Source organism: bacterium, from assembly GCA_021372535.1.
GTDB lineage: Bacteria > Latescibacterota > Latescibacteria > Latescibacterales > Latescibacteraceae > JAFGMP01.
On record JAJFUH010000099.1, the window covers coordinates 1 to 26,724 of the forward strand.

A 26,724-nucleotide genomic window follows, 5' to 3' on the forward strand; every position below is an offset into this window, starting at 1 on the left:
ATACAAAAAGCGCTGGAACAATTATTTGTGAAAATACCGTGAATACAATTTATGTTATCAACATTTCAACACTTTCAACAAAGAAAAAAGTAACAAAAAAGAAACTACAACTACTGTAAACATTTTTTAGGACTTGACATAGTGCCCCACAGCCTCTCTCCCCTTAAAAAGGGGGGATGCCGCAGGCAAGGGGGATCACATACTATCAGAGGAAATTATCAATTCTGATTCAAAAAAGTTTTCTATGCTTTTCAAACTGTATAACCGGATGAATATATTCATAAACAGTTTATCCACGGAAAAACGGATATACTGAGAAAAATTTTTTTATTTGAAAAATAACACCTCACATTGATTTCCCCGTTTCCCGCCAGGAACTTGAAACCGCGACCGTTGACAAAGCGGGCGATTTAGTCGTATACTTCATGAAAATGGCGTCATATGTCCGGGGAATGAATTTATACCTCCAGAGAAAGAAACCGGGAGTATGACGTCTGCAAAAAACAGCCGGAAATTGTGGGCGCCACTTCCCGCAACAGGTAACCAGACTTTGTGGATATGCAATGGAATCTGAAGGAAACGGATTATCGAGAAGAACATTCCTGCGAAGGACCGGTGCGGGAGTTTCCGGAGTGTTTGCCTGCTCTTCGGTCATAAGGCCGCAGTCCTCGGGCGCCGGAAGTCTTTCGGATACAGTGCCGGTCGTTGTCGTCAGGAAATCCAGTGTCATCAACAACGCCGAAATCGACCAGGCATCCCTGCAGATCATGATGGACGCCGGTATTCGCACGCTGACCGGTATCGCAAACACCGGAAAGGCATGGCTGAGCCTCTTCCCCGGACTCACCGGGACATCCGTTATCTCCATCAAGGTGAACTGCATCAACAGTCTCCTTTCCAGCCATCCCGCGACGGCGTACTGTATCGCCAACGGCCTGACAAGCATGACAGTTGACGGGAAACCGTTCCCCCCGGAGAACATCATCATATGGGACCGCACGAACGGCGAACTCCGCCGTGCGGGCTATTCGATCAATACCGGAACGACCGGTGTGAAATGCTTCGGCACTGACCAGTCGGGTGTGGGATATTCGCCGACGACCTATACCGTCGCCGGTTCGTCCCAGCGGCTGAGCTCCATCCTGACAGACCAGAGCGACTACCTTATCAATCTGAGCGTCCTGAAAGACCACGGGACCGCGGGTGCGACGTTCAGCCTCAAGAACCATTTCGGCACCTGTAACAATCCGGGTTCCCTTCACGGGGGAAGATGCAATCCGTTTATCCCGGCGCTTAACAGTCTTGCGCCGATCAGGAGTAAACAGGTCGTCTGCATCTGCGATGCGCTGTGGGGTATCATCTCCGGCGGTCCCGGCGGGGCTCCCCAGATAGAACCGCGCACCCTCGTCATGAGCAGGGACCCTGTGGCCCACGATTACGTATGCTTGCAGATACTCAGCGATTACGGATGGAAGACCGGTCATGCCGACCATATAACGACTGCGGCCGGAACGCCCTATTCGCTCGGGGTAAACGATCCGGCGGGCATCGATCGCATCACAGTCGATGAACCCACCGTCGATGTTGCCGAGGAACCGCCCGGTCCGGTCATTCCCCGCGCAGTCCGGCTCTTCCAGAACTACCCGAATCCATTCAACGGACAGACCGCGATCTCCTACCGGCTCTTTCAGCCCTGCCGTGTGCGGCTCGAAGTGTTCACAATACAGGGAACACTGGTCAGACGTCTCGTCGACGAGCACCAGAGCAGCGGGTATTACCGTGTGTCGTGGGACAGCAGGACGAGCAGGGGACAGACGGTATCGAGCGGGGTATACCTGGCAGTCCTCGATATAGGCGGCGAGCGTGCCGCCATTCGCATGCACTTCGTCAAATAACCATGGAGCATAATGTGATGACCGACTTCGGAAAGGTGATTGTTACTGTTCTGTGCGGGCTCGCGATCATTCTGACGGGCTGTTCCAAAGATTCCTCTACCAATTCGTCGCCGACCGCGCCGGAAGACATCCTGACCCGGGACGATGAGATCAGCGGATGGGGACGTTCCGGCGGCTCGTGGACCGCGAGCAGCAGCAGCGAGCTCAATACCCACATCGACGGCGAGGAGCCTTTGTATAACCGCCACGGGTTCGTCGAAGCGGCCATGCAGCGGTATGAGGGCACGGTGCTGGGCAGGTCGACTACGGTCGAGGCGCGGATTTTTGATCAGGGATCGCAGGAAAATGTGCAGGCGCTCATGGAGGAACTTATCCTCCAGCTTGTCAATCCCATCAACCTCGCAACCGGGGACGAAGGGAAGCTTGAGCGGTTTCCCCTGTCACAGAAAATCCTGTTCAGAAAATCGAAGTATCTCGTATCCCTCACAATCACATCGGGACTCGATGAGGCGCTCGATGTTCTGAAGACCTTTGCGGTCAACATCGACAAGAGGATTCCGTAAAAGAAATGGAAGACGGCGCATTGAAAAACCATATCTCGCGGCGGACGTTTATGACGAGGCATGCGGCCGCCTGTCTCGCCGCCGGATGGACAGCCTCGTTTCCGGATCGTGCCCGCTCGCAGGCAACCGCCGGCGCTGACATCCCCGATGTCGCTGTCGTCAGGGGCGAACCGGCCAAGGCAGTGGCGCGTGCGTTCGACCTGCTCGGAGGAGCCGGGCGTTTTATCGGTACCGGCGCAACGGTGCTCCTCAAACCGAACGTCTCGTTCCCCAATCCCGAAAGATTCGGCAGCACCACGAGTCCCGCAGTGGTCAGAGCTGTTGCCATGCTCGCTCTCAATGCGGGCGCGAGCCGTGTGATCGTCGCCGATCACACCATGCAGGACAGTACCCGCTGTTTCGACAGGACGGGGATTCGTGAGGCAGTCGACGGCCTCGACGGCGCCAGGATAATCGCACTCGACCGCGAGGTTCTCTTCACCGAAACCGCAGTCCCCGGCGGTAAAGCCCTCTCGAAAGTCGGGATCGCAAAGCTCATCGAGCGGAGCGATGTCCTCATCAACATGCCGTGCGCCAAATCCCACACAGCCACACAGGTGAGTTTCGGTCTCAAGAACCTGATGGGGCTGATCTGGGACAGGACGCACTTTCATACGGAGACCGACCTCGATACGGCCATTGCCGAACTCGCAACGGTCATCCGGCCGCAATTGACCCTGCTGGATGCGACCCGCGCGCTCGTTACCGGCGGTCCAACGGGTCCCGGCAAGGTGCAGGAGCTCAACACCGTCATTGCCGGGGTGAATCCACTCGCGGTAGATGTTTATGCCATGACGATAGCGCCATGGAACAACCGGTCGGTCGGAGCACAGGCCGTCCGGCACCTTGCGGCAGCCGCCGATATCGGGCTGGGAGTCATCGATGCGGCCAGTCTGTCCGTGGTACAGGAGACCGTGTAAAACATGCAGCGTCAAGAATCCTGTTGATGGCTCGTCCCACGAATTTCTCCAGCCTCTCGACGAAGGGAAACAACATGTATTCCTCGCTCCGGAAAGCATAGGCGGAACGTGTCCCCCCGTTCTCCATTACCCGGTACGCCGTCTGCGTCCCGCCAGGTGCGGCGCATCCTCCTCTGTTACAGTATATTCCTCTTTTTTTCCCTTACCTTCACCGAGATTGCCGGAGCCCTCGAACGTCCGGTCTGGCTCAAACGGAAGTTCCCCGTTCTCGTCGTCGAGGACAAGCTCTGGATCGGAACACCAAGCGGCCTGTACCAGTACCATGCCGACGAGGACACATGGACGGTGTACGGTATCCACAGCGGCATGCCTTCCGGTGATGTCTCGATTCTCATGTGGGATGGCGACTACCTCTGGGCAGCGACAGAAAAGGGGCTCGCTTACGGAGATATCAAGCTGAACCGGTGGATGGCGTTCACCGCCGAGAACGGGCTTCCGGGCGGTAATATCCTGTCAATCGCCCGTCAGGGGGATTATGTCTGGATCGGTACCGACCATGGAGCTGCGAGGTTCGACCGTCTCATTGAGGAGTGGGAGCGTTTCGATATGGAGAGGGGCCTGCCGGACTCGACAGTCTACGACATCGCGGTGGATGGGGATATCGTTTACCTCGCGACGGGCAAGGGAATCGCAGAGTATGACACCCGATTCGAGCAATGGCGCTACTTCGGCATCCGGGAAGGGCTCGCTGCGGACGCGGTCAGGTTCATCCATCAGACGGCGGAATTTCTCTGGCTTTTCACCGACGGGGGCTTGAGCAGGTTCAACAAGAGCCTCCGATCCATACAGTCATACACTGACAATCCGGCGCTCTGCTACGATATGATACGCGATTTTGCGGTAGACGGCGACCGGTTGTGGCTCGCAACCTCCGATGGAGTCCTGATTTACGATCCTGCCAACGACCTCTGGCGTCCATACCTGGAAGAGTCGAACCTGCCAAGCCGGTCGGTACGGGCGTTTGCTTTCTCTGGTGACCAGCGATGGTTCGTCACCGACAGCGGGGTCGCCGTGTTCGACGAGACCAGGAAGACCTGGCGGCATGTCGACCGCTCGCACGGGCTGTCGGCGGATTCCTACGAGGCAGCAGCAGTGTATGGTGACAGAACGTTTCTCGTTAACGACAAGTCGATCGACTATTTCAGGCCCCTCGATAACCGGTGGTACGTGTACCCTCTGGCCGGCGCCGCGGTTACGAAGGAGCGGAGAACGCCGTACCTCTCGCTCGACCGTGAGCGGGGGAGCTTCGTCCAGCTCGGTGATAACCTGCGGCTTGGCATGGGCGGAAGCCGATTCACCTACCGGCGCCTGCGAATCTACGACCGCGACCTCGATGCCGGTATCACCGATGTGACGGGAGAAAGCGCACACAGGGGCGACCTCAAGGGGCAGGTTTCTCTTCCGGGCGACCGGACAATCAACGGTTTCTACAACGACACCGACTTCAGCCGCACGCTCTACGGTGTCCGTTACCGGGGAAACAGGGACGACGCCGTGCAGGAGCTGAACTGGGGTGATGTGCGCTACGAGCAGGGCTTGAGCAAGCTGGTGCCCTCGATCGATGTTTTCGGTGTTTCTACCCGCGTAGAAACAGGCGCCAAGACCGAGCGGTTCAAGCGCAGCCTCATATCCGCCCGTGGAGTGAGCGGCGAGAAAACGACCGGTTTCGAGACCGATTTTTTTACCGGAAATTACACCGCTTCCGGCATTACCATCCGCGATGTGGACTACATCCACAACCGGTACTTCCGTGTCGGCGGCGGTACGGACGGTATCATCGACGAGGGCTCTGTGACGGTCTATGTCGACGACAACGATCCCGGTACGAACACCCCGAACACCCTCGCGGGACTGTCGCTGGGCGGAGTCATCGGTGACTTTGACCGTTACCGCCCCCTTCTCGACTACCGGCTCGACTGCGCACGCGGCGTTATCGAGTTTCTTGCCCCGTTGAGCGGCGGTGCGACGGCGATAGTTACGGGGACATCGCAGGGCATTCCGTTCGAGCGTCTTCTGACCGGACCCGGTAACACCGTCAGAATTCTGGAAAACCGCTACTTCACGGGAGGTATGTCGATCATCCCCGAAAGCTTCACCGTCGAGCTGTTCGATGCCGTCGGATCGCATATTTCCCTCGCCGGGTACGGACTGGACGGGAACGGCGACGGCCGTGTCGATCCGGAGTTTATCGATTACACCACGGGTATACTCGCTTTTCCGGCCCCAAGACCTTTCCCATCGGCGGTTTACGATCCTGTCGAGCCCGTTTCGAGCTATACGCTGGTATTCCGTTTCGAAAGCGAGATAACGACCTTCAGCCTGAGCCGTACCAACCTCGTCCGGGGCTCGGAAACCTGCACCGTGGACGGCGAGGTGCTTACGCCGGGCGAGGATTATGTGCTCGATTACACGAGCGGAACACTCCTTATCATCAAGGAAGGCATAGTCGCCGAAGACAGCGAAATAGAGGTGCGGTACGGATACTACCGTGACTCGACTGAGAAGTTCAACTACGCCGCCGCGGGTTTCGGGCCGTCGGACAATCTCCGGATGGATGTGGCGTACTTTTCTTTCGATGGCGAACGTCACCGAGGTTATATGGACAATTACAGCGGACTCGACTGGTTCGGTGAATACCGGTGGCGCGCGGGCGGTCTCGATTTCAAACTCACTCCGGAGGCGGCACGCACGACCGGCGGTTCACGAGAGGGGAACGCCTTTAACATGCGGGGCGATGTCAGCTCGCAAAGACTCCGGTTCTACGCCGAAGAGGAGTCGTACGACGAAGGGTATACACCGCTTTACGAGCCGGAATTCCAGCTTGGACGTCTGGGTGACCGTACCGCGTTCGGGGCCACGGTGTATCCCATGGACCATGTCGATGTGTCGGCGCAGTGGAGCCGGAAACGGACGACCTCCGGACGAGGTGTGGAAGATAATATGGGGGGCAAGGTGCTGGTGAGTGTTCCCTCTTATCCCGTGATTTCACTGTCGGCCCGCCGCCGCGAGCTCGATGATGTCCTGCTCGATTCCCGTAAGAATACGGTGAAGGGCGATATCGAATATGAGCTTCCGGGTGACCTTGTCCGACGATTGTCGCTCAGGTCAGTACGTTTATACGGTGTGTGGCGCAGGAGCCGTGATGAACAGGCGGACAATCCGGAAATCACGGCTGAGAACGGGAGCGCGCGGACCTACGATAACCGGTATGCGCGGGTTGACGTTTCACCGATGAACCTCGTGCAGATAAGCACCTATTACCGGGGAAGGATGTCATGGGCGGATGGCGGCGAGCCGGTGAACCGGAAAGAGAAAGTGTATCTCGACGCTACCGTCGACCGTCTGCAGGGGCTGAACCTGAACATGCGGTCTCAGGGGGAGATCGAGGAGCGCTACCCGCTGCCGGGATCATCCCCGCGTGATGTGACTCTCTACCGGAGCCTCCAGTCGAGTCTGAGAGTGTTTCCCGGACGCTGGGCAGCCATGATGAGCCCGTTCTCATTCGAGTTCAACTACCAGCCCTCATGGCGGGGTCGTCTCCAGAACAGCGAAACGCATTTCGGCAGTCTCGATCGGTTCTGGCGGACAGCCGACGGCGAGGACCTCGTCTCGGACGAACGTTTCCGGCTCCATCAGATCAGGGGCGAGTGGCGTCCCGTGGCGTCGCTGTTCTTCTATGCCGGGCTGGACACATACGACATCATCTCCCGAGAGCTCGACAGCGCCCTGAAGACCGAAATCACGCGGATCAACCAGAAGATGGAATACCGTCCCACCATGTTCTCGCTCGTCACGCTCCAATATGTCCGGGACAACGAGAGGAAGGCGGGTGTTTCATCCACTGTCCGGGACAACGGGCTTGTATGGGTAGACAACCGGTGGAGCGAACGATTCCAGACGAAAGTGAACCTCTCGTACCAGCGCGAGGAGCGGTTGACCGGCGCGATTATAGATCGAATCAGGACGTTCACTCCCCTGTTGGGATTTACATACCGTCACCGCAAAAAGAGCTCGGGCTCGACGAACATCGAACTGCGCGACGACATCTCACTGACGGTTCTCCGGGACGACTCGTATATGTTTGCCAACCATTCCAACGGTTACGGCAATACCTTCGCGATCGACTGCTATCCGGCATCGGTGTTCGTGTTCCGCCTCCGTGTTGTGACCGAGTATAAAAACCGTCTCATCGGCGGCGGCGATGCCCTGTCAATGCGGTTCGATGCCCGGATGACTGCACAGTTCTGACCTGATGGAATTTCAGATACTCCATGGGCGAAACAGTGGGCGCGGACATTTCTGCCGGGGCGTTTTTCTCTCAGATAATTTTGATGTTTTAATGCCATTGCCGGTTACATCATTGGGGTTATTTAACCAAATCCACGTAAATCCGTGTTCTACTATATTTAGGCAACCTCTAAAAATATACGGAGGATGAAACCATTCCGGTACTATAGTGTATATTGTGGCGCTCCTGATCCCCCTGTCCTTCGGACATCCCCCTTATTAATGGGGAGCCTAACTGATTGCGTCTCAATGGATTATACCCCCTTCGACAAGGGGTCGCCGATAAAGTCGGCGGGAGTATTTACCTGCAAAGCCTTTACTTTATATGTAAACGGCTATTTCAGGTAAACAGAAGTCATTTTTTATATTTTTTAGAGATTCCCTTTATAATCAGGTCGGATTATACACTCCTGACAGTATGTATCATTTTTTATGCCGGATCATCGGGGCGGGAATACGCTGTTTGTCCATATCCGGGCCTTTGCAGAACACATCGAGACCGAGCCCGCCCGCGCCGTTGAAATAGGTTAGTTTCACGCTGTGCATGCCCTTTCTGAGCGCCGCAAATCCTATCTTCTCCTGCATCGCGTGACGTCCCCCGTTGTCCACGATTACGTTCCCGTCTATGTACAGCACAGTTCCATCATCGGAAAACGTGTAGAATGAATAGACGCCGTCCTTCGGAATCTCGATATATCCCTCGTAGACCATGCCGAAAATCTCGGTCGGGCCGGTCTCCGGAAGGAGAAACTGTTCGGAAACGCCTGTTTTCTTCGGCCTGACCCTGCCGAACATGGGAGTCGTATCCCATCCCGATTCATAATATTTCCATGCCGCGCCCGGAACAAGAGCGCCCGTTTTGACGGGTTCGAGATATGATAGGCGCTGTGTTTTGATGTTATCGGCGATGCGCTGTTTGAACTGCGCGGTTGTCAGGCCGCTTTCGTTGAGATACTTTACCCCGAATTTTTCCGCTTTGGCGCAGAAATCGTCGAGTTTTTTCATGTAATCCGCGTTGATTCCGACCGTAAGGTTCGTCTGGTCGACCACATACGCCTTGTCGTTGATGTCCCGCGCAACCCATGCATATTCGGGACTGAGCCGTGATGCCTGCACACGTTCGAGGTATTCGGGGCTGCCGCTTACCGCTTTTTCCGCCTCATTCCAGATCGAATCGGCGAACGCGAAGAAGTTGCCCGAGAGAAGCGCGGTTTCCGGCGGTTCATAGCACCCCATGTGGATGTTTTCCTTTTCGGCCTTGTCGTGAATGAAGTCTATGTAGACCCGTATCTGTGGCGCGGCGGGACCGTAATACGCCTCCAGAAACTCGTTGATGGCCAGATTGTCGTCATACTGCGGGTTCCACAGCAGTTTCGCATGGAGATAGGCGCCGAGCTCCGAAAGTTCGCCGTGCGGGATATTGGGCGTATCCTGCTGGAACATGCCGGTGACGTGGTTGTTCACGAACAGGTTGAGGTTCTTCTTGCGCACCCGGAGGTTCGGGAAGGGGAGGAGATAGTGGGAGAAGTCGGTCGTATAATTCCACACCCACAGGCGGTTCGAGATTTTCGACCAGTCCTCGAGGTCCCGGGTGAACAGCTTATTGTTCTCGCTGTCGCACCGATCGAACGGATGGGTGAAACAGCACTCGATGCTGCACAGCCGTATGATGACATTGTCGCGGGGACGGATCGTTTTCGGCGCGTGACGGGTCCACTGGTAGGCGAGGGTGACGATTGCCCTGTCGGGGAACTCCTTTTTGACCTCGTCGGCGACACGGTTCACCAGGTCGAGCACGGGCGCCATCTGCGAGCCCTCACGCTCGGTGAGGGCCTGGCATTTTTTGCATTCGCAGTAGTTGTAGCAGTCGTTCTGATCGAGCGCGAGGATTTTCGCCTGCGGATTTTCACGGAATGCCCTGAGCACACCCTCGGTGACTATGGCGAAGACATCCTCGTTCGTGCAGCACAGCTGGCTGTATTCTTTCATCCGTTTGCCGGCGACGAGTGAGAAGTATTCGGGGTGGGTATCGTAATACTTCGCTTTCGGCACGAGCCGTTCAAAGGTGTGGACGAAAAAGCCCGGCACCCATTCGATCTGGCCGCCGTGACGTTCCGCGAGACCCCCCTCGAACGTGTTGCGGTTGATCCGGTTACGCGCCGCCCAGTCGCCGTCCTTGGCATCCCAGATGTACGGCTCGCGGTATTCGAGCGCCGGGACGACCCGCTCATCGAGGACGGGAATCCCGAGCTTTTTGTACTGCGGTATGCGGCTGACCTCCGGAGTGAACCAGCGGCACCCGAGATGATCCTCGAGGAGTCCGTACACGCCGTACATGTTTCCGCGCAGGGCGCCGCCCGCGATGATGAGATGCTTCCCGTGATTTTTCAGCACATAGCCCTCATCGCCGAGACCGGCAAAGTCGATCTGTTCGTTCAGCTGCCTGAGGTGGCTGTTGTCGCCGATGATGATTTCATGGTCGGTCATCGGGATGGCTTCCCCCACGATGGGGATATCGGCTCCGGTCATCTGCCGGAGGAACGACTGGAGCTCATTCGCCCCGTGGACGGTGGACGGCGAGGCTTTGTCGGAAATCACGATGCGGTAATCCGATCTGCCGTTGTACGTCAGGTAATTTTCCCGCCCGCAACCCGGTGAGAGCAGCGCGGCGAGTGCAACGAAAAGGAGGAAAGAGTGAATTTTCATCATGACCTCGAAGTGATAGGAATGATTCGTAAAAACGATAGGTGAATTTGAAAGAAATATAAAAGTATTCAGCGGGGAAATGAACTTTTTTCCATTCAATCCCATATTCATGATAGTTCAATCCGCCGGAGTACAGGGTGAAGCTTTTCCTTCTTTTTGTTGTGTTCCAGAATCAGGAGAAAAAAAAACGAGCAAAGCCCGGACACCACTATCCACCTGTTCGAAGGGGATTGACTAATAGTCAAACAGGAGGTACGATAATAGTGCCGGATTGTGGTTTTTCCTGTATGGTGAAAAAAAAATTGATTGCCAGGCTGAAAATCAAGGTTTTTTGGATTTTTCTTGAAATGAGATAAGAATAATAGTATGTTTCTGAAATTATAATATTCATTTACGGAAAAAAACATGAGTTGCGGAAAAATCATTTTTTAATAAATCGAAACCTTTGAAATAATCTGAACTCAGTAATAGTGGTAATTCCCGGTAATAATTTTTAGGAATTACTAAAAAAAGAATCGCAAATAACTGTCACTATAACAGAAAATCTCCTTTTTAGGTGATAGATATAAACTCTCAAGGCTTATCAAGCCTATTTGGGGCGTTGCCATTTACGTTGTATACACAGTGAGGGCAAGACCTCGCCGAATATTGTGTATCAAACAGAGGAACATGAAGTGAAGCTCGTTTCGTTTAAGATTAACATACCGAACAGCCCGGTATCCCATAAGATTTTTAAAGTGAGCGAATGGTCGTTCTACCGCGTTGCGAATACGGCTCTTGCATTTGTTTGCTTTCTTTTGCTTTCCGGAGAGCTTTGGACGGCCCCGTCTCCCCTTGTCCAGAATACCATAGAAAACACCGTGCTCTCTCATGCTTCGCTTTATGCGATCATCTGCATATGCCTTGTCAGCAAAGACAGATCGCTCATCCCCACATATCAGATTGTCCAGTTCCCGCGAATCATGGACACTGGCTGTGGTGAAACGCATCCGACGAATAATATTCGAGCCCTCGTCGGCAGCGATATGCCCTTTATAACCGTAGTACTGCCTGCCACCTTTTTGTGTGCCGGTTGCATCATGATCTTGTTGAGAAGATCGCCCGGATTCATCATTATCCTGGTCATTTTTATTCTTCTTGCGAGCGGCTTGAACAAGCGTCGCATCAACCAGTGTCCCCTTGCGAAGAATAACGTTCCTTTTATCAAGCTGTTTCAGAACGTTTTTGAATATTTTATTCAGAAGATCAGCCTTGATAAGACGTTCTCGAAAACGCCATATCGTCGTAAAATCCGGTATCTCCTTATCAAAACTGATGCCCAGAAAACGCTGAAAACTCAGGCGGTCGATCAGGGCGTCCTCAAGCGCCGGATCGCTCAGATCATACAAATACTGAAGTATAAGGCATTTCAATCCAAATACGATCGGAAGACTCGGCCTTCCGCGATTTGTGTCCTGATACATTCCCGTGCAAATGGATTCAAGGCTATCCCAGTTGACATAATTATCAATATCGTGAAGCAGTTTATCAGTCCGGCTTCGTTTTGTTCGGGCGCTGAAGGCACTGTCTAATAAAGAAAGTTGTAACTTTTGCTTGCCGATCATCGTTGATTTATCCTTTATTTGGAGTTAACACACTGTATATTTTATATGTTAACTCTATTGTGCCAAAAATGCAAGCAAATTATTACTCACTTATTATTTCAAAGGTTTCAAATTATATATACAATGCAACTATACCCGGGAATATAGTATCAACCACCGGAATAGAATATCAGATTGTTGTTGAATATGGTGGCAAAACACAAACCACCCCTGTCTATTTCATTCCCGTTTCAGCCACCAAATCAGGCGAAACCACAACCTACAAAAACATCACTTTTGTTTCGATTCCCGGTGGTACTTTTCGCATGGGGGATGTCGAGAATTATGGCAAATATTCCTATGAAAAGCCTGTTCACTCAGTAACCGTTTCCTCGTTTGAGATGAGTATCTATGAAGTTACGCAGGGACAGTATCAGTCTGTGATGGGAACGATTCCATCTACGAGTTATGGTGTGGGTGATAATTACCCGGTGTATTATGTAAGTTGGTACGATGCGGTGAAGTTCTGCAACAGGCTGAGCGAGCAGATGGGATATGGAAAGTGTTATACCGAGAGCGGGAACTGGGACTGCGATTTCAGCAAGAGCGGATTCCGTCTGCCAACTGAAGCGGAATGGGAATATGCATGCAGAGCGGGGACGGAGACGAACTTCTATACGGGGAATACTATAAGCAGTGATGGCCAAACATCGACGGATCTTGAACGTGCGGGCTGGTATTGGTATAATTGGGGGCAGACAAATAACAAATCGCATACTGTTGGAGAAAAAGAAAAGAACGCCTTTGGTCTATACGACATGCATGGTAATATATGGGAATGGTGCAATGACTGGTATGGGGCATATACGTCTGATAACCAGACGAATCCTACGGGGCCAACTTCGGGCTCCTACCGGGTGGGACGTGGCGGTTGCTGGGGCGACAACGCCGGGTCGTGCCGGTCGGCGGACCGCCGCTGGGACGACCCGTCGTACACGAACTTCTACATCGGTTTCCGTGTTGTCCGTAGGCCGTAAGTAGATTCACCATTCGAACGGAACAGGAGCCGACGACGCCGAGCGAACAGCGAAGAAGCGGAGCAGAGCTGTGAAGCGAGGAGGAGGAGGCGCAAGAGCGCGCGGAGCGCGTTCGAATTATTTTTTTGGAGGGGAATTTGCGTTATCGTGTTTTTACCTATGGAATAACGCCGGATGAAGAGCTGATCGAGCTGAATAATTTTCTGACGTCAAGGCGGGTTCTCTCCGTTCGGCACGAACTGACGGTAAAGGACGGGTCGCCGTACCTTCTCTTTATCGTGGAATTCATCGAGTCTGGTAACGCCCATAAACCGCCCGACAGACCGCCGAAGATTGATTACCGCGAGAAGCTCTCAGAGGAGGATTTTGAGGTGTTCAGCCGCCTGCGAGACCTGCGTAAGGAAATCGCTGAACGCGAGGGTGTGCCGGTTTACTCCATATTCACCAACGCCCAGATAGCAGAAATGGTCGAACGCCGTGTGAAAACCATGACTTCCCTGCAGGATATCCCCGGCATTGGTGCGGGGAAAACCGAGAAGTACGGCGGTGAGTTTCTCGACATGTGTGGAAAGCTACTGTCGGACGGCGATCGGGAAGACGATGAAACGGAAAGGTAATCTCTTCGATTCTGTCATTGATTTCGACAATCTCCTCGATGCATTCCACAAAGCCCAACTCGGTAAAGCCGATAGAGAAGATGTCAAAGCTTTTCGGTTTGATCTGAATGCAAATATCGCCACACTTCGCAATGATATCATCAACGATACGCTATGTCTTGGTTCTTATCATTACTTCATGGTTCACGATCCCAAAACACGCTTGATCTGCGCAGCGAACTTCCCCGAGCGTGTCGTCCACCATGCGCTTATCAACATAATCGGGCCGCTTCTTGATAGCCACATGATTTCTCACAGTTTTGCCTGCCGTAAGGGGAAAGGGCAGCATAAAGCGCTTTCTGTCACGCTATGTTTCAGCAGAAGACATCCGTATTATTTTCAAATGGATATTCGCAAATGCTTTGATTCTATTCCCCATGAAAGGCTGAAGAAGATGCTCGCGAGCCGGTTCAAGGATGAAAAGCTGCTCCGTCTTTGCAGCCGGATTATTGATTCGTATCATGCGGCACCCGGTGCGGGTCTACCGATCGGCAATTTAACGAGCCAGTATTTCGCAAACGCTTATCTTGATATCTTTGACCATTGGATCAAGGAATCATGCAGGATGAAAAGCTATCTCAGATATATGGATGATATGCTCATGTTCGGCAAAAAAGATGAACTTCTGGAGCTTCGCGGGAAATGCGGTGACTTTCTCGCAACTGAGCTTGGGTTGATCCTGAAAAATGGCGGAACAATCAACAGTGTTGAAAAAGGCATCGGATTCCTGGGGTGTGCAATTTTCCCGAAAGGCATACGTTTGAGTAAGCGAACCAAAAAACGTGTCCGAACAAAGTTTCATCGCTATGAAGAAATGTGGGAGAAAGGATTCTGGAATTCTGAAACGCTTCAGCAAAGGACAGAATCGTTGTGGGCAGGATTGTATAGCGCTAATAGTTATGGCTGGCGGTGCAGGCTTGCCAAACATGGCCGTGACGATGTATAATGCAGCAGAGGGATGCGCACAGGGCTCCAACCGGGTGAAACGTGGCGGTAGCTGGAACAACAACGCCAGGAACTGCCGGTCGGCAAACCGCAACAGGAACAACCCGTCGAACACGAACAACAACATCGGTTTCCGTGTAGTCCGTAATCCGTATTCGAATGGTGAATCCGGCCATCGCGTATTCCTGTTCCCGTGCGGGAACGAATATTACACGATCAGGCGGGGTTGGTAGGCGAACGCTCGAAGGTCCCGCCTGTATGTATTAACCAATTCAGAATAATAAAAAAAAGCCTCCCACCATGGCTTCGACATTCCATTTTTAAAGTGGAATGTTTACAAAAAGTAGGGTTATGACCATAGATAGCTGTAACGAAGATAGAAGATATATTTTCAGATAAATTCGGGTTAATACTCTTGAATATTCTTAAAGACTATACTATATTAATAATTATATTTATCGCAGATACAAGCTTTTAACACGAGGGTCTGTCATGCAGGCGAAATGGAAACTTAAACGGATCGGTATCCTGTCCGCTATGAAAATTGCCGGGGCGGTATCAGGTGTTCTCGGGTTTGTTCTGGGCACTGTCTGGGCGCTCATGATCATATTTTTTTCATCGCTTATGAATATGGCGATGTCGAACCATGTTTCGGGTTTCGGTTTCTCCGCCCTCATCATATTTCCTATACTTTTTACCATATTCTATAGCCTGCTGGGTGCTTTTATCGCCTTTCTTCTCGTTGTGCTTTATAACCTCGCCGCGGGTATATGGGGGGGGCTCGACCTCGAAGTCGATTACACATATCAGTTTGAGCGTAAAGAAGAGAACACGAGCATGTACGGGATGCTGTAGGCATGGAAAAACAGGAGTATGATGAGCCGTAACCAGGCGGAGTGATTTATACTGATTAAACACAAACGATTTCTGAAAAATCATAATTTATTCAGATACATTCAGATATATTTACATACAATATCATGTGGAGTATAAAAAGCAATGGAAAGACCGGACACAGAAAACAACACTGGCGAGAAACCCGGAAAGGGTTCCGATACTGCCGAAACGGCGGGAACAGCCGCGCCATCCAATTTTATCCGTGAAATCATCAACGATGACCTGAAGAAGGGTAAAAACGAAAGCCGGGTTCATACACGGTTTCCGCCCGAGCCGAACGGTTACCTTCATATCGGTCATGCCAAGTCGATCTGCCTCAACTTCGGTCTGGCCCGTGAATACCGTGGGAAGTGCAACCTCCGGTTCGATGACACCAATCCCTGCAAGGAGGAGCAGGAATATGTCGATTCGATCATCGAGGATGTCCGCTGGCTCGGATTCGACTGGGAAGACCGTCTTTTCTATGCTTCGGACTATTTCAGCCAACTCTACGAATGGGCGATCAAACTGATAAAGAAGGGTAAGGCATATGTCTGCGACCTCACCGCCGACCAGATAAGGGAATATCGCGGAACCCTTACCGAGCCCGGAAAAGAGAGCCCCTGGCGCAACCGCACCATCGAGGAGAATCTCGAGCTCTTCGAACGCATGCGGAGCGGGGAGTTTCCGGACGGCTCGAAAACCCTCAGGGCAAAGGTCGACATGGCCTCGCCGAACCTGAACATGCGCGATCCGGTCATGTACCGCATTCTCCATGCTTCGCACCACCGCTCGGGCGATACCTGGTGCATCTATCCGATGTACGATTACACCCACGGGCAGTCCGACTCCATAGAGGGCATCACCCATTCGATCTGTACCCTCGAATTCGAGGATCACCGCCCGCTCTACGACTGGTTTATCGATGAGATCGAGATATTCCATCCGCAGCAGATCGAGTTCGCCCGTCTCAACCTCAGCTATACGGTCATGAGCAAGCGCAAGCTCCTTCAGCTCGTGGAGGAGGAGCTCGTGGACGGCTGGGACGATCCGAGAATGCCGACTATCTGCGGTCTGCGTCGGCGCGGGTATACTCCAACAGCGATTCGGAATTTCGCCGAACGTATCGGTGTGGCGAAGAAAGAGAGCATGGTGGATATGGCCCTCCTCGAGTTCTGCATCCGCGAGGACCTCAACAGGAATGCCCCCCGCGTGATGGCTGTTCTCCGCCCGCTCCGTGTGGTAATCGAAAATTACCCCGAAGGTCAGAACGAAGAGCTCGAAGCGGTCAACAATCCCGAGGACGCCGGCATGGGCATGCGGAATGTCCCGTTTTCGCGTGTCCTCTACATCGAACGCGAGGATTTCATGGAGGAGCCGCCAAAGAAATTCTTCCGTCTCGCCCCGGGCCGCGAGGTCCGTCTCCGCTATGCGTATTTCATCAGGTGCGTGGGCGTGGTGAAGGACGAAAAGACCGGCGAGGTGGTCGAGCTCCGCTGCACGTACGATCCGGCGACACGCGGCGGGTATGCCCCGGACGGCCGTAATGTCAAGGCGACGCTCCACTGGGTGTCGGCAGCCCATGCTGTCGCCGCCGAGGTTCGTCTCTATGACCGTCTCCTCACCGTGGAGAATCCCTTCGCCGGGGATGGCGACTTCAAGGACTACCTGAACCCGGCCTCGCTCGAGGTTCTGACCGGATGCAGGCTCGAACCCTCCCTCGCGGATGCTGCGCCGGGATATCGGTGCCAGTTCGAACGCCTCGGGTACTTCGTCGCCGATACGAAGGACTCGAAACCGGGGAAACCGGTATTCAACCGGACGGTAACGCTCAAGGATCAGTGGGCGAAGATACAAAAGACAGACAGAATATAATCTATTCTTAATTTTGTTATTAGTCTTCAATCGAAATAATTCCTCGCAGCTTGCCGTGGTGGGAAAGCCCCCTTCCGTCACTTCGTGACACCTTCCCCCGTACCATGGGCAGGTTACTATCGGAGTTGCAGTAACTTCCCTTGCCCCCATCTGGGGGAAAGGGAATGAAGGTTAGGGGACTTCATCAGATAACTTGCAACTTTACTGAGGGGTAGTTTATTTCGCAGAAGCTTTATTTGACACCTTGTTAACTTTTAGGAATAGATATCTCGTAGTTTGATTCGAAATAATTTATATAGAATAATCTACATATTATGATAAATATAATAAAAAATCTAAAAGAAAATTTTTTTACTGTTTTGTCTAATATTTGTTCTTTATATATATGGTTAAAAATCGTATTAATCATTTTCAATGTTAAATCTAATAATATATTACCTCCTAAATTTTTAGTTATTTTTTTTGTAGTAATTTATGTAATAATATGCATATATTATATATTACATAAAAAAATATTTGATTTGATTTGGAATTTAATTCTTTTACTGTTTTTTCCTTTAATAATTTTTTTTGAATATCTTTTCAAATTTTTTAATTCAACATTTTGTAAAAAAATTTTTAAATCTTATTTGTTTTGTTGTTCTCCTCCCATAATATTTTTTTTCGTTTTATTTTTTTTCTTTTTTCAAAGTGTTTTATTTATTGAAAAAAGCAAGATTCTAAATGTATTGATTGCATTTCTTAATATTATTATTACAATTCAGATTACAAGTTCAGTGTTAATATGGGTATATAAGCCTTTTGAACCCCTTGAAAAATTACAAATAATAATAATCAAAATATTTAATTTTCTTCTTAACATACCTATATATAATTATAGGATAATAATAAGGAACTATAATTATAAAGATATTGTTAACATTTTAAATTTACTTAAATCACTTAAAAGGTTGATAGAAATATTTAGAGAAAAAATAAAAAAAATAACACTTAGAGAAAATATATTAATTTATTTTTCTGTCGTTTTTTTATTATTATTTATAATTGTTTTATTTGGTTATGGTGGAGCTATATACTCTTTAAATCGATTTGATGGAATATATAATAAATATATATTGTTTAAGGATTTACCTCCTAATTCATCATACTTTAAATCAATATTTCAAAGCTTTGTTATAATGATTAGTGGTCAAGATATAACATTGGGTAACACTACAGTTTTAGGGAGAATAATTTATATTTTTGAAGTCTTTAATATGTTATTTTTATTTGGTTTTATACTTACTGTATTTTTCACATCAGTAAATTTCAAAGATAATATTTATTCAAATAATCTAGATTCAGTGTTTGAGACTATTCTGAAAAAATTATCTGAAGTTATTGATGATATAGAAGGATCTCTAAAACCAATGATTCTTAATAAAGAAAATATTAAATATGACTAATAGAGAACGTCTCTATTTAGCCCCCACCCACCGGAGACCTCCACATAGCCAGCGCATGGGCAGCGCTCTTTAACTGGTGCTATGTGTGTAAACCCCAGTCCCGTCATTCCCGTGAAAACGGGAATCCATACGGCAATGAAACACTGTTATGTTTACATTCTTGCAAGCAAATGTAACGGTACACTGTATATCGGTGTGACAAACGATCTGATCCGCCGTGTGTATGAACACAAAAATGATCTTGTCGAGGGTTTCACAAAGAAATACGGTGTTCACCTGCTGGTTTATTATGAACAATACGATAAAATGGTTGATGCGATTCAAAGGGAGAAACAGCTGAAAAAGTGGAAAAGGCAATGGAAAATTGAACTCATTGAAGAAGAAAATCCCGAATGGAAGGACTTGTACGGACAATTGATATGAAGGGTGGATTCCCGTTTTCACGGGAATGACATAAGGGCGAGGGAATGACATGGTAGCCAAGGAATGATGGGTTTGAGTGGATTCCCGATTTCTTGGGAATGACGCAAGGCATGAGGAATGAAGCAATAGAGTGGATTCCCGATTAACTTCGTTCTCGGGAATGACATAAGGGCGAGGGAATGACGCAAGGGATAAGGAATGACGCAATAGAGTGGATTCCCGATTCACTTCGTTCTCGGGAATGACATAAGGGCGAGGGAATGACGGGAAAATACTGGAATGACAGGAAATGCAGGAATAACTTGGGAATGTTGAAATGAATAGCCTTGAAATGAATGGCTTTACAATTGAAAAATAACCCGGAAAGGATGTTGTACATTGCAGCAATCTGAACGTCTCCGTTTTGCCCCGTCACCGACGGGCGATCTCCATATAGGCGGCGCGCGCTCCGCGCTGTTCAACTGGCTGTATGCCCGGAAAACGGGCGGGAAATTCCTCCTCCGCATCGAGGACACCGATGCCGGACGATCCACAAAGGAAGCGCTCGAATCCATTCTTGCGAGCCTCCGGTGGCTCGGGCTCGCCTGGGATGAGGACCTCGTTTTCCAGTCGCAGCGCGGCGACCTGTACCGGAAGGCTGTCGATGACTTCCTTGCGAACGGCTCGGCGTACCGGTGTTTCTGCACGAAAGAGGAACTCGAAACCGAACGCGAACGTGCGGTCAGGGAGAAGCTCGACTACCACTACTCGGGGAAATGCCGCAACCTCGACGAAAAGACTGTCGCACGCAATCTCGACGAGGGACGGGAATATACTGTCCGGTTCCGCGTACCGGAGGGCGAAACATCGTTTGATGATCTCGTGCACGGGGCGATGGCGTTTCAGAACGGGACAATCGGCGATTTCATCATTGCGCGGGCGGACGGCAGCCCGGTTTACCTGCTCGGCGTAGCGGTCGATGACGCCGACATGGGGATCACGCTTGTCATGCGGGGCGACGATCACCTGTCGAACACACCGAAACAGATCATGCTCATGCGCGCGCTCGGAAAAGCGATACCCCGGTTTGCTCACATTCCCCAGGTGCTCGGCGCCGACAAGAAAAAGCTCTCGAAACGTCATGGCGCCGCTTCGGTGATCGAATATCAGCGGATGGGCTTTCTTCCGGTGGCTGTGGTGAATTTCATCGCCCTTCTCGGCTGGAATCCCGGCGACGACCGTGAGAAGATGGTAATCGATGAGCTTATCGATGCCTTTTCCATCGAAGGTCTCGCGAAAAAAAGCGGTGTATTCGATATTCAGAAGCTCGAATGGCTCAACGGCCAGTATCTCCATGAGATGTCGCACGAGGAGCTTCTTGGGTTTGTCGGCCCGCAGTTCGTGGAGCGGGGATTTATTGCGGAGCATGATATCGCGGACAGGCATGATTACCTCCTGACCGTTGTGCGGCTGTTACGGGAGCGGTGCAGGCTCATGAACGATTTCGCAGAGCAGGGAGTCTTCTTTTTCAGGGATCCGGCGACATACGAGGAGAAGGGTGTGAAAAAGCATTTTTCCGCACCGGGTGTGGCCGAACTCCTCGATGCCCTTGCCGATTCCTTGGAATCGCTCGATGTGTTCACGGCGGAAACGACCGAAGAGGCGATGCGGGAGCTTTCCGGACGTCTGAATCTGCAAGGTGCCGGACTGATACATGCGGCCCGGCTGGCGGTCACCGGATTGACATACGGTCCCGGCCTGTTTGAGATTCTCACCCTCCTCGGGCGGGATACCGTCGGAGCACGGTTAAGACGGGCGTCATCATATATCCATCAAAAGGTTTGAGGGTACGGTGAACATAACGAGTTTGAACTTCATTGTATTTATATCTTGAAACGTTTTGTAACCGATACGAGTTTATATATATATAATAGAGACACCAACCACCGCATAACGGAGGATTCCGGATATGGGACTATTTGATAATCAAAACTACGGCCGGAAAAAATGGCTCAGCCCGAGTATGCAGACAGTCGGGGATTTGAGCGCAGAGCAGGACAAACAGAAAGGTACCGACAAGCACGGTCTCCTGGGAGCACGGTGCGGGGAATCGATAATCCGGTATGGGGCTCCCTGCGGTATCAGGACGGGTGATGCGTGCAAGATACGTGAAGGGATTCAGTGCCGTCCCCGTTTAGGAGATCAGTGTGTGGTACGTACCGGGAATGAATGTAAAACGCTTCAGGGTGCCCAGTGTACGAATTGAACGGGACAGGGCATCATATTCAGCACACGGGATCATGAAAAGAGATTATTTTTAAAAATATTCAATAAATATTAAAAAACAGTTTGACTTTGAATAATTGAAAATGTATCTTATAAATCTTGTCGAAAAAACGAGATATCATAAAAGTTAAAAGAATTACAAAATGAGACTCGTAAAGTTTTTTAAAAATATTTTTTAAAATTTCTTGACTATTAACTTTCGATTTTGTATTTTATGAATCCGTCGGGCAAAAGAAACTGTCCGAAGGAAACTTTCAGAAGTTAATAAGAAACAAAAGTTTAAAAACTGATCTTTGAAAATTACATAACGTGCGCAGTGATTCCTCGTCAGCAAGTTTCACGAGAGTGAGAACTCTCAAATTAAGTTGACAGTTGAATAGACCAACAGGTCGAATTCACATATGAAAAATATCGTATGGAGAGTTTGATCCTGGCTCAGAACGAACGCTGGCGGCGTGGATTAGGCATGCAAGTCGAACGAGAAAAGTTTCTTCGGAAACTGAGTAAAGTGGCAAACGGGTGAGTAACGCGTGGGAAACTTACCTTTCAGTTGGGGACAACACTTCTAACGAGGTGCTAATACCGAATACGATCATTCAGTCGCATGGGTGGATGATGAAAGGCGGCCTCTGTTTACAAGCTGTCACTGAAAGATGGTCCCGCGTCCCATTAGCTAGTTGGTGAGGTAACGGCCCACCAAGGCTTCGATGGGTAGCCGGCCTTAGCGGGTGTCCGGCCACACTGGGACTGAGATACGGCCCAGACTCCTACGGGAGGCAGCAGTCGAGAGGCTTCCACAATGGGGGAAACCCTGATGGAGCGACGCCGCGTGGGTGATGAAGGCCTTCGGGTCGTAAAGCCCTTTCAGTAGGGACGAAAGAGCATGGTGTTAATACCACCGAGTTAAGGACGGTACCTACAGAAGAAGCTCCGGCTAACTCCGTGCCAGCAGCCGGGGTAAGACGGAGGGAGCAAGCGTTGTTCGGATTTACTGGGCGTAAAGGGCGTCTAGGCGGTTCGGCAAGTCAGATGTGAAATCCCCCGGCTCAACCGGGGATCTGCATTTGAAACTGCTGGACTTGAGTACGGAAGAGGGAGGCGGAATTCCTGGTGTAGCGGTGAAATGCGTAGATATCAGGAAGAACACCGGTGGCGAAGGCGGCCTCCTGGTCCGATACTGACGCTAAAGCGCGAAAGTGTGGGGAGCAAACAGGATTAGATACCCTGGTAGTCCACACTGTAAACGATGGATACTAGGTGTCGGGGGTATCGACCCCTCCGGTGCCGAAGCTAACGCATTAAGTATCCCGCCTGGGGAGTACGGTCGCAAGGCTGAAACTCAAAGGAATTGACGGGGACCCGCACAAGCGGTGGAGCATGTTGCTCAATTCGACGCAACGCGAAGAACCTTACCTGGGTTTGACGTGTACTTGAAGGGTGTAGAGATACATTCCGCTCTTCGGAGCAGGTACATCAGGTGCTGCATGGCTGTCGTCAGCTCGTGTCGTGAGATGTTGGGTTAAGTCCTGTAACGAGCGCAACCCCTATCCACAGTTGCCATCAGGTAATGCTGGGAACTCTGCGGAGACTGCCGGTGATAAACCGGAGGAAGGTGGGGATGACGTCAAGTCCTCATGGCCCTTACGTCCAGGGCTGCAAACGTGCTACAATGGCCGGCACAAAGGGGAGCAAGACCGCGAGGTGGAGCAAATCCCAAAAAACCGGTCTCAGTTCGGATTGCAGTCTGCAACTCGACTGCATGAAGCTGGAATCGCTAGTAATCGCGGATCAGCATGCCGCGGTGAATACGTTCCCGGGTCTTGTACACACCGCCCGTCAAGTGATGAAAGCCGGGGGTACCCGAAGTCGTTAGTCAAACCGCAAGGATGACGGCGCCTAAGGTAAAACCGGTGATTGGCACTAAGTCGTAACAAGGTAGCCGTACCGGAAGGTGCGGCTGGATCACCTCCTTTCTATGGAGATACCGTAAGGTACAGTCCTAGGTCGATACTTGCCGATAAGAATTGCTGCGCACGTTTATAGAGTTTGAGGCACATCCATATACTGGATCAGCGTTTGAAACGGTTGATGTTTGTGTAATAACCGATGACCGGCCTTACGGGGTTGGGCCTGTAGCTCAGTTGGTTAGAGCGCGCGCCTGATAAGCGCGAGGTCGGTAGTTCAAATCTACCCAGGCCCACCATAATCAATAAGGGCGCTGGATGGTGCCGAAAGAGTAAGTAGTAACAACCCTGTGAGTCTTTTTGAGTCGCAGGGCAGGCTTACGAGCCTGTGGGGATATAGCTCAACTGGGAGAGCGCCGCCCTTGCAAGGCGGAGGTTACCGGTTCGATCCCGGTTATCTCCACCAACAAAATGGTCTTTGACAATTGAATAACGGTGATGTAGTCTGTGTAGATCTTAGTAATCTATCTGCCTTAATGGCAAGAGATTTTCGGTCAAGTTACTAAGGGCGCATGGAGGATGCCTTGGCACGAAGAGGCGATGAAGGACGTAGTAAGCTGCGATAAGCTTCGGGTAGGTGCAAACAACTGTCGATCCGGAGATTTCCGAATGGGGCAACCCGGCACGGGTAATGCCGTGTCACTCCCGGTTGAATACATAGACCGGGCAGAGCGAACGGGGTGAACTGAACCATCTTAGTAACCTCAGGAAAAGAAAACAATAGTCATTCCCAAAGTAGCGGCGAGCGAAATGGGAGAAGCCTAAACCACAGCCCTCGGGCTGTGGGGTTGTGGGGTCCCGACGTGGAGTTATCAATCAGCACCATAGCAGAATTGTCTGGAAAGTCAAACCGTAGAGGGTGATGGTCCCGTACGCGAAATGGTGTTGACTCCTAGGGATACCCCGAGTACCACAGGACACGTGAAATCCGGTGGGAATCTGCGAGGACCACCTCGCAAGGCTAAATACTTCTTCGTGACCGATAGTGAACTAGTACCGTGAGGGAAAGGTGAAAAGTACTCCTGCTAGGAGAGTGAAATAGTACCTGAAACCATGTGCCTACAAGCGGTCAAAGGCTTCTTAGGGATTTCGGTCCCAAAAGAGCTAATGGCGTGCCTTTTGTATAATGAGCCGGTGAGTTACTGGTTTGCAGCGAGGTTAAGTGGTTCTGCCACGTAGCCGTAGCGAAAGCGAGTCTGAATAGGGCGATTTAGTTGCAGGCCGTAGACCCGAAGCCGAGTGATCTACCCTTGGTCAGGATGAAGCGCGGCTAAACCCGCGTGGAGGTCCGAACCAGTGATGGTTGAAAACATCTTGGATGAACTGAGGGTAGGAGTGAAAGGCCAATCAAACTCGGAGATAGCTGGTTCTCCCCGAAATATATTTAGGTATAGCCTCGTGTTAGAGAGTGACGGAGGTAAAGCACTGAATGGGCTAGGGGCCTCACCAGGTTACCAACCCCAATCAAACTCTGAATTCCGTACACTTGTTTCACGGGAGTCAGTCGGCGGGGGATAAGCTCCGTCGGCGAGAGGGAAATACCCCAGATCATCAGCTAAGGTCCCCAAGACATGCTAAGTGATAAAGGATGTGGGATTGCAGAGACAACCAGGATGTTGGCTTAGAAGCAGCCATCATTTAAAGAGTGCGTAACTGCTCACTGGTCAAGTGGCCCTGCGCCGATAATTAACGGGACTAAGCATGGCACCGAAGCTGTGGAATCGAAAGATTGGTAGGGGAGCGTTCTGTTGTAGATTGAAGGTGAGCCGTAAGGCTTGCTGGACGAACCAGAAGTGATCATGCCGGCATGAGTAGCGATGAATGCGGGTGAAAAACCTGCACACCGAAAATCTAAGGTTTCCTGGGGAAGGTTAATCCGCCCAGGGTTAGTCGGGCCCTAAGCCGAGGCCGAAAGGCGTAGGTGATGGCAAACAGGCAAAATATTCCTGTACCACCCGTAAGACGTTTGAGCGATGGGGTGACGCAGAAGTGAAAGGTCAGCCGGCGATTGGATGTGCCGGTTCAAGCAGGTAGGGGGGAGTTCCAGGCAAATCCGGAATTCCTTAACCCCGAGATGTTATGAGGAGGGAGTTATCCCATAAACTGACCCTAATCATGCTGCCAAGAAAAACCTCTAAGCGAGTTTTGCAGGTGTCCGTACCGTAAACCGACACAGGTAGATGAGGAGAGTATCCACAGGTGACTGAGAGAACCCTCGTTAAGGAATTCGGCATAATTGCTCCGTAACTTCGGAAGAAGGAGCGCCCCAAAGTATGTGAGCAGATTTACTCTGTTAGCAGAATGGGGCCGCAGAGAATTGGCCTGGGCGACTGTTTACTAAAAACACAGGTCTCTGCTAAATCGTAAGATGATGTATAGGGACTGACACCTGCCCGGTGCTGGAAGGTTAAAAGGAGGGGTCAGCTGGATTCGTCCGGTAAAGCTCTGAATTGAAGCCCCAGTAAACGGCGGCCGTAACTATAACGGTCCTAAGGTAGCGAAATTCCTCGTCGGGTAAATTCCGACCTGCACGAATGGTGTAACGACTTGGGCGCTGTCTCAACGAGGCTCTCAGCGAAATTGTAGTTCCGGTGAAGATGCCGGATACCCGCAGTAGGACGGAAAGACCCCGTGAACCTTTACTATAGCCTGACATTGGGTTTTGGCATGTCATGTAGAGAATAGGTGGGAGACTATGAAATGGGAGCGCTAGCTCTCATGGAGTCAACCGTGGAATACCACCCTTGGTATGTTGAAATTCTAACCAAGTTCCTTGAATCAGGAACTGGGACATTGTCTGGTGGGTAGTTTGACTGGGGCGGTCGCCTCCAAAAATGTAACGGAGGCGCCCAAAGGTTCCCTCAGTGCGGTCGGTAATCGCACGAAGAGTGTAAAGGCATAAGGGAGCTTGACTGCGAGAGAGACAACTCGAGCAGATGCGAAAGCAGGGCTTAGTGATCTGACAGTAGCGCGTGGAAGCGCTGAAACTCAACGGATAAAAGGTACTCCGGGGATAACAGGCTTATCTCCCCCAAGCGTCCATAGCGACGGGGAGGTTTGGCACCTCGATGTCGGCTCATCGCATCCTGGGGCTGGAGAAGGTCCCAAGGGTTTGGCTGTTCGCCAATTAAAGCGGTACGCGAGCTGGGTTTAGAACGTCGTGAGACAGTTCGGTCCCTATCCAC

General features: G+C 51.1%; 16 protein-coding genes, 2 tRNA genes and 2 rRNA genes. 18 read left to right on the forward strand and 2 right to left on the reverse strand.

Annotated features, from left to right (window positions below):
* Positions 1–563: 563 nt before the first annotated feature.
* The 4 genes from LLG96_09260 (at position 564) to LLG96_09275 (ending at position 7,725) form a co-directional block, all read left to right on the forward strand.
* Complete coding sequence (locus tag LLG96_09260; protein ID MCE5250395.1) at positions 564–1,895, forward strand: DUF362 domain-containing protein; 1,332 nt, start codon at positions 564–566, stop codon at positions 1,893–1,895.
* Between the two features lie 17 nt (positions 1,896–1,912).
* The gene (locus tag LLG96_09265) at positions 1,913–2,458 is read left to right on the forward strand and encodes a hypothetical protein (protein ID MCE5250396.1); all 546 of its coding nucleotides are present in this window, start codon (positions 1,913–1,915) and stop codon (positions 2,456–2,458) included.
* A gap of 50 nt (positions 2,459–2,508) precedes the next feature.
* Positions 2,509–3,417 (forward strand): DUF362 domain-containing protein, encoded by a 909-nt coding sequence (locus LLG96_09270; GenBank protein ID MCE5250397.1) that lies wholly within the window; start codon positions 2,509–2,511, stop codon positions 3,415–3,417.
* Between the two features lie 108 nt (positions 3,418–3,525).
* Positions 3,526–7,725 (forward strand): hypothetical protein, encoded by a 4,200-nt coding sequence (locus LLG96_09275; protein ID MCE5250398.1) that lies wholly within the window; start codon positions 3,526–3,528, stop codon positions 7,723–7,725.
* Positions 7,726–8,187: 462 nt separating this feature from the next.
* On the opposite strand, the gene LLG96_09280 is transcribed toward LLG96_09275, so the two are convergent.
* Together LLG96_09280 and LLG96_09285 are read right to left on the reverse strand one after the other, a co-directional pair.
* Positions 8,188–10,470 (reverse strand): DUF4838 domain-containing protein, encoded by a 2,283-nt coding sequence (locus tag LLG96_09280; GenBank protein MCE5250399.1) that lies wholly within the window; start codon positions 10,468–10,470, stop codon positions 8,188–8,190.
* Between the two features lie 608 nt (positions 10,471–11,078).
* A complete protein-coding gene (locus tag LLG96_09285; protein MCE5250400.1) occupies positions 11,079–12,074 on the reverse strand; it encodes an IS5 family transposase in 996 nt (331 codons plus the stop codon).
* 68 nt (positions 12,075–12,142) lie between these two features.
* Between LLG96_09285 and LLG96_09290 the strand changes: the two genes are divergently transcribed.
* The 14 genes from LLG96_09290 to LLG96_09355 all read left to right on the forward strand — a co-directional run.
* A complete protein-coding gene (locus LLG96_09290) occupies positions 12,143–13,090 on the forward strand; it encodes a formylglycine-generating enzyme family protein (GenBank protein ID MCE5250401.1) in 948 nt (315 codons plus the stop codon).
* A 137-nt stretch (positions 13,091–13,227) separates the two neighbouring features.
* Positions 13,228–13,707 carry an HRDC domain-containing protein gene (locus LLG96_09295; GenBank protein ID MCE5250402.1) on the forward strand — a complete coding sequence of 160 codons (480 nt, stop codon included), beginning with the start codon at positions 13,228–13,230 and terminating at the stop codon, positions 13,705–13,707.
* On the forward strand, positions 13,691–14,692 hold the full coding sequence (locus tag LLG96_09300; protein MCE5250403.1) for a reverse transcriptase/maturase family protein: 1,002 nt from the start codon (positions 13,691–13,693) through the stop codon (positions 14,690–14,692). The genes LLG96_09295 and LLG96_09300 overlap by 17 nt, the downstream gene beginning before the upstream one ends.
* A complete protein-coding gene (locus tag LLG96_09305) occupies positions 14,673–14,924 on the forward strand; it encodes an SUMF1/EgtB/PvdO family nonheme iron enzyme (protein ID MCE5250404.1) in 252 nt (83 codons plus the stop codon). Before LLG96_09300 ends, LLG96_09305 begins: the two co-directional genes overlap by 20 nt.
* A 259-nt stretch (positions 14,925–15,183) precedes the next feature.
* The gene (locus tag LLG96_09310; protein ID MCE5250405.1) at positions 15,184–15,546 is read left to right on the forward strand and encodes a hypothetical protein; all 363 of its coding nucleotides are present in this window, start codon (positions 15,184–15,186) and stop codon (positions 15,544–15,546) included.
* Between the two features lie 144 nt (positions 15,547–15,690).
* Positions 15,691–17,442, forward strand: coding sequence for a glutamine--tRNA ligase/YqeY domain fusion protein (locus LLG96_09315; GenBank protein MCE5250406.1), 1,752 nt, complete (start codon positions 15,691–15,693; stop codon positions 17,440–17,442).
* Positions 17,443–18,170: 728 nt separating this feature from the next.
* Positions 18,171–18,887 carry a hypothetical protein gene (locus LLG96_09320; protein MCE5250407.1) on the forward strand — a complete coding sequence of 239 codons (717 nt, stop codon included), beginning with the start codon at positions 18,171–18,173 and terminating at the stop codon, positions 18,885–18,887.
* A 135-nt stretch (positions 18,888–19,022) separates the two neighbouring features.
* A complete protein-coding gene (locus LLG96_09325; GenBank protein MCE5250408.1) occupies positions 19,023–19,310 on the forward strand; it encodes a GIY-YIG nuclease family protein in 288 nt (95 codons plus the stop codon).
* Positions 19,311–19,688: 378 nt separating this feature from the next.
* Positions 19,689–21,134: a glutamate--tRNA ligase gene (gltX, locus tag LLG96_09330; protein ID MCE5250409.1), complete on the forward strand. Its 1,446-nt coding sequence runs from the start codon at positions 19,689–19,691 to the stop codon at positions 21,132–21,134.
* A 124-nt stretch (positions 21,135–21,258) separates the two neighbouring features.
* Positions 21,259–21,555, forward strand: a complete 297-nt coding sequence (locus LLG96_09335; GenBank protein MCE5250410.1) for a hypothetical protein — start codon at positions 21,259–21,261, stop codon at positions 21,553–21,555.
* 432 nt (positions 21,556–21,987) lie between these two features.
* Positions 21,988–23,548 (forward strand): 16S ribosomal RNA (locus LLG96_09340).
* A gap of 153 nt (positions 23,549–23,701) precedes the next feature.
* A tRNA-Ile gene (locus LLG96_09345) sits at positions 23,702–23,778 on the forward strand.
* Between the two features lie 91 nt (positions 23,779–23,869).
* Positions 23,870–23,945: transfer RNA gene (locus tag LLG96_09350), tRNA-Ala, on the forward strand.
* An 86-nt stretch (positions 23,946–24,031) separates the two neighbouring features.
* A 23S ribosomal RNA gene (locus LLG96_09355) occupies positions 24,032–26,724 on the forward strand; the annotation flags it as partial.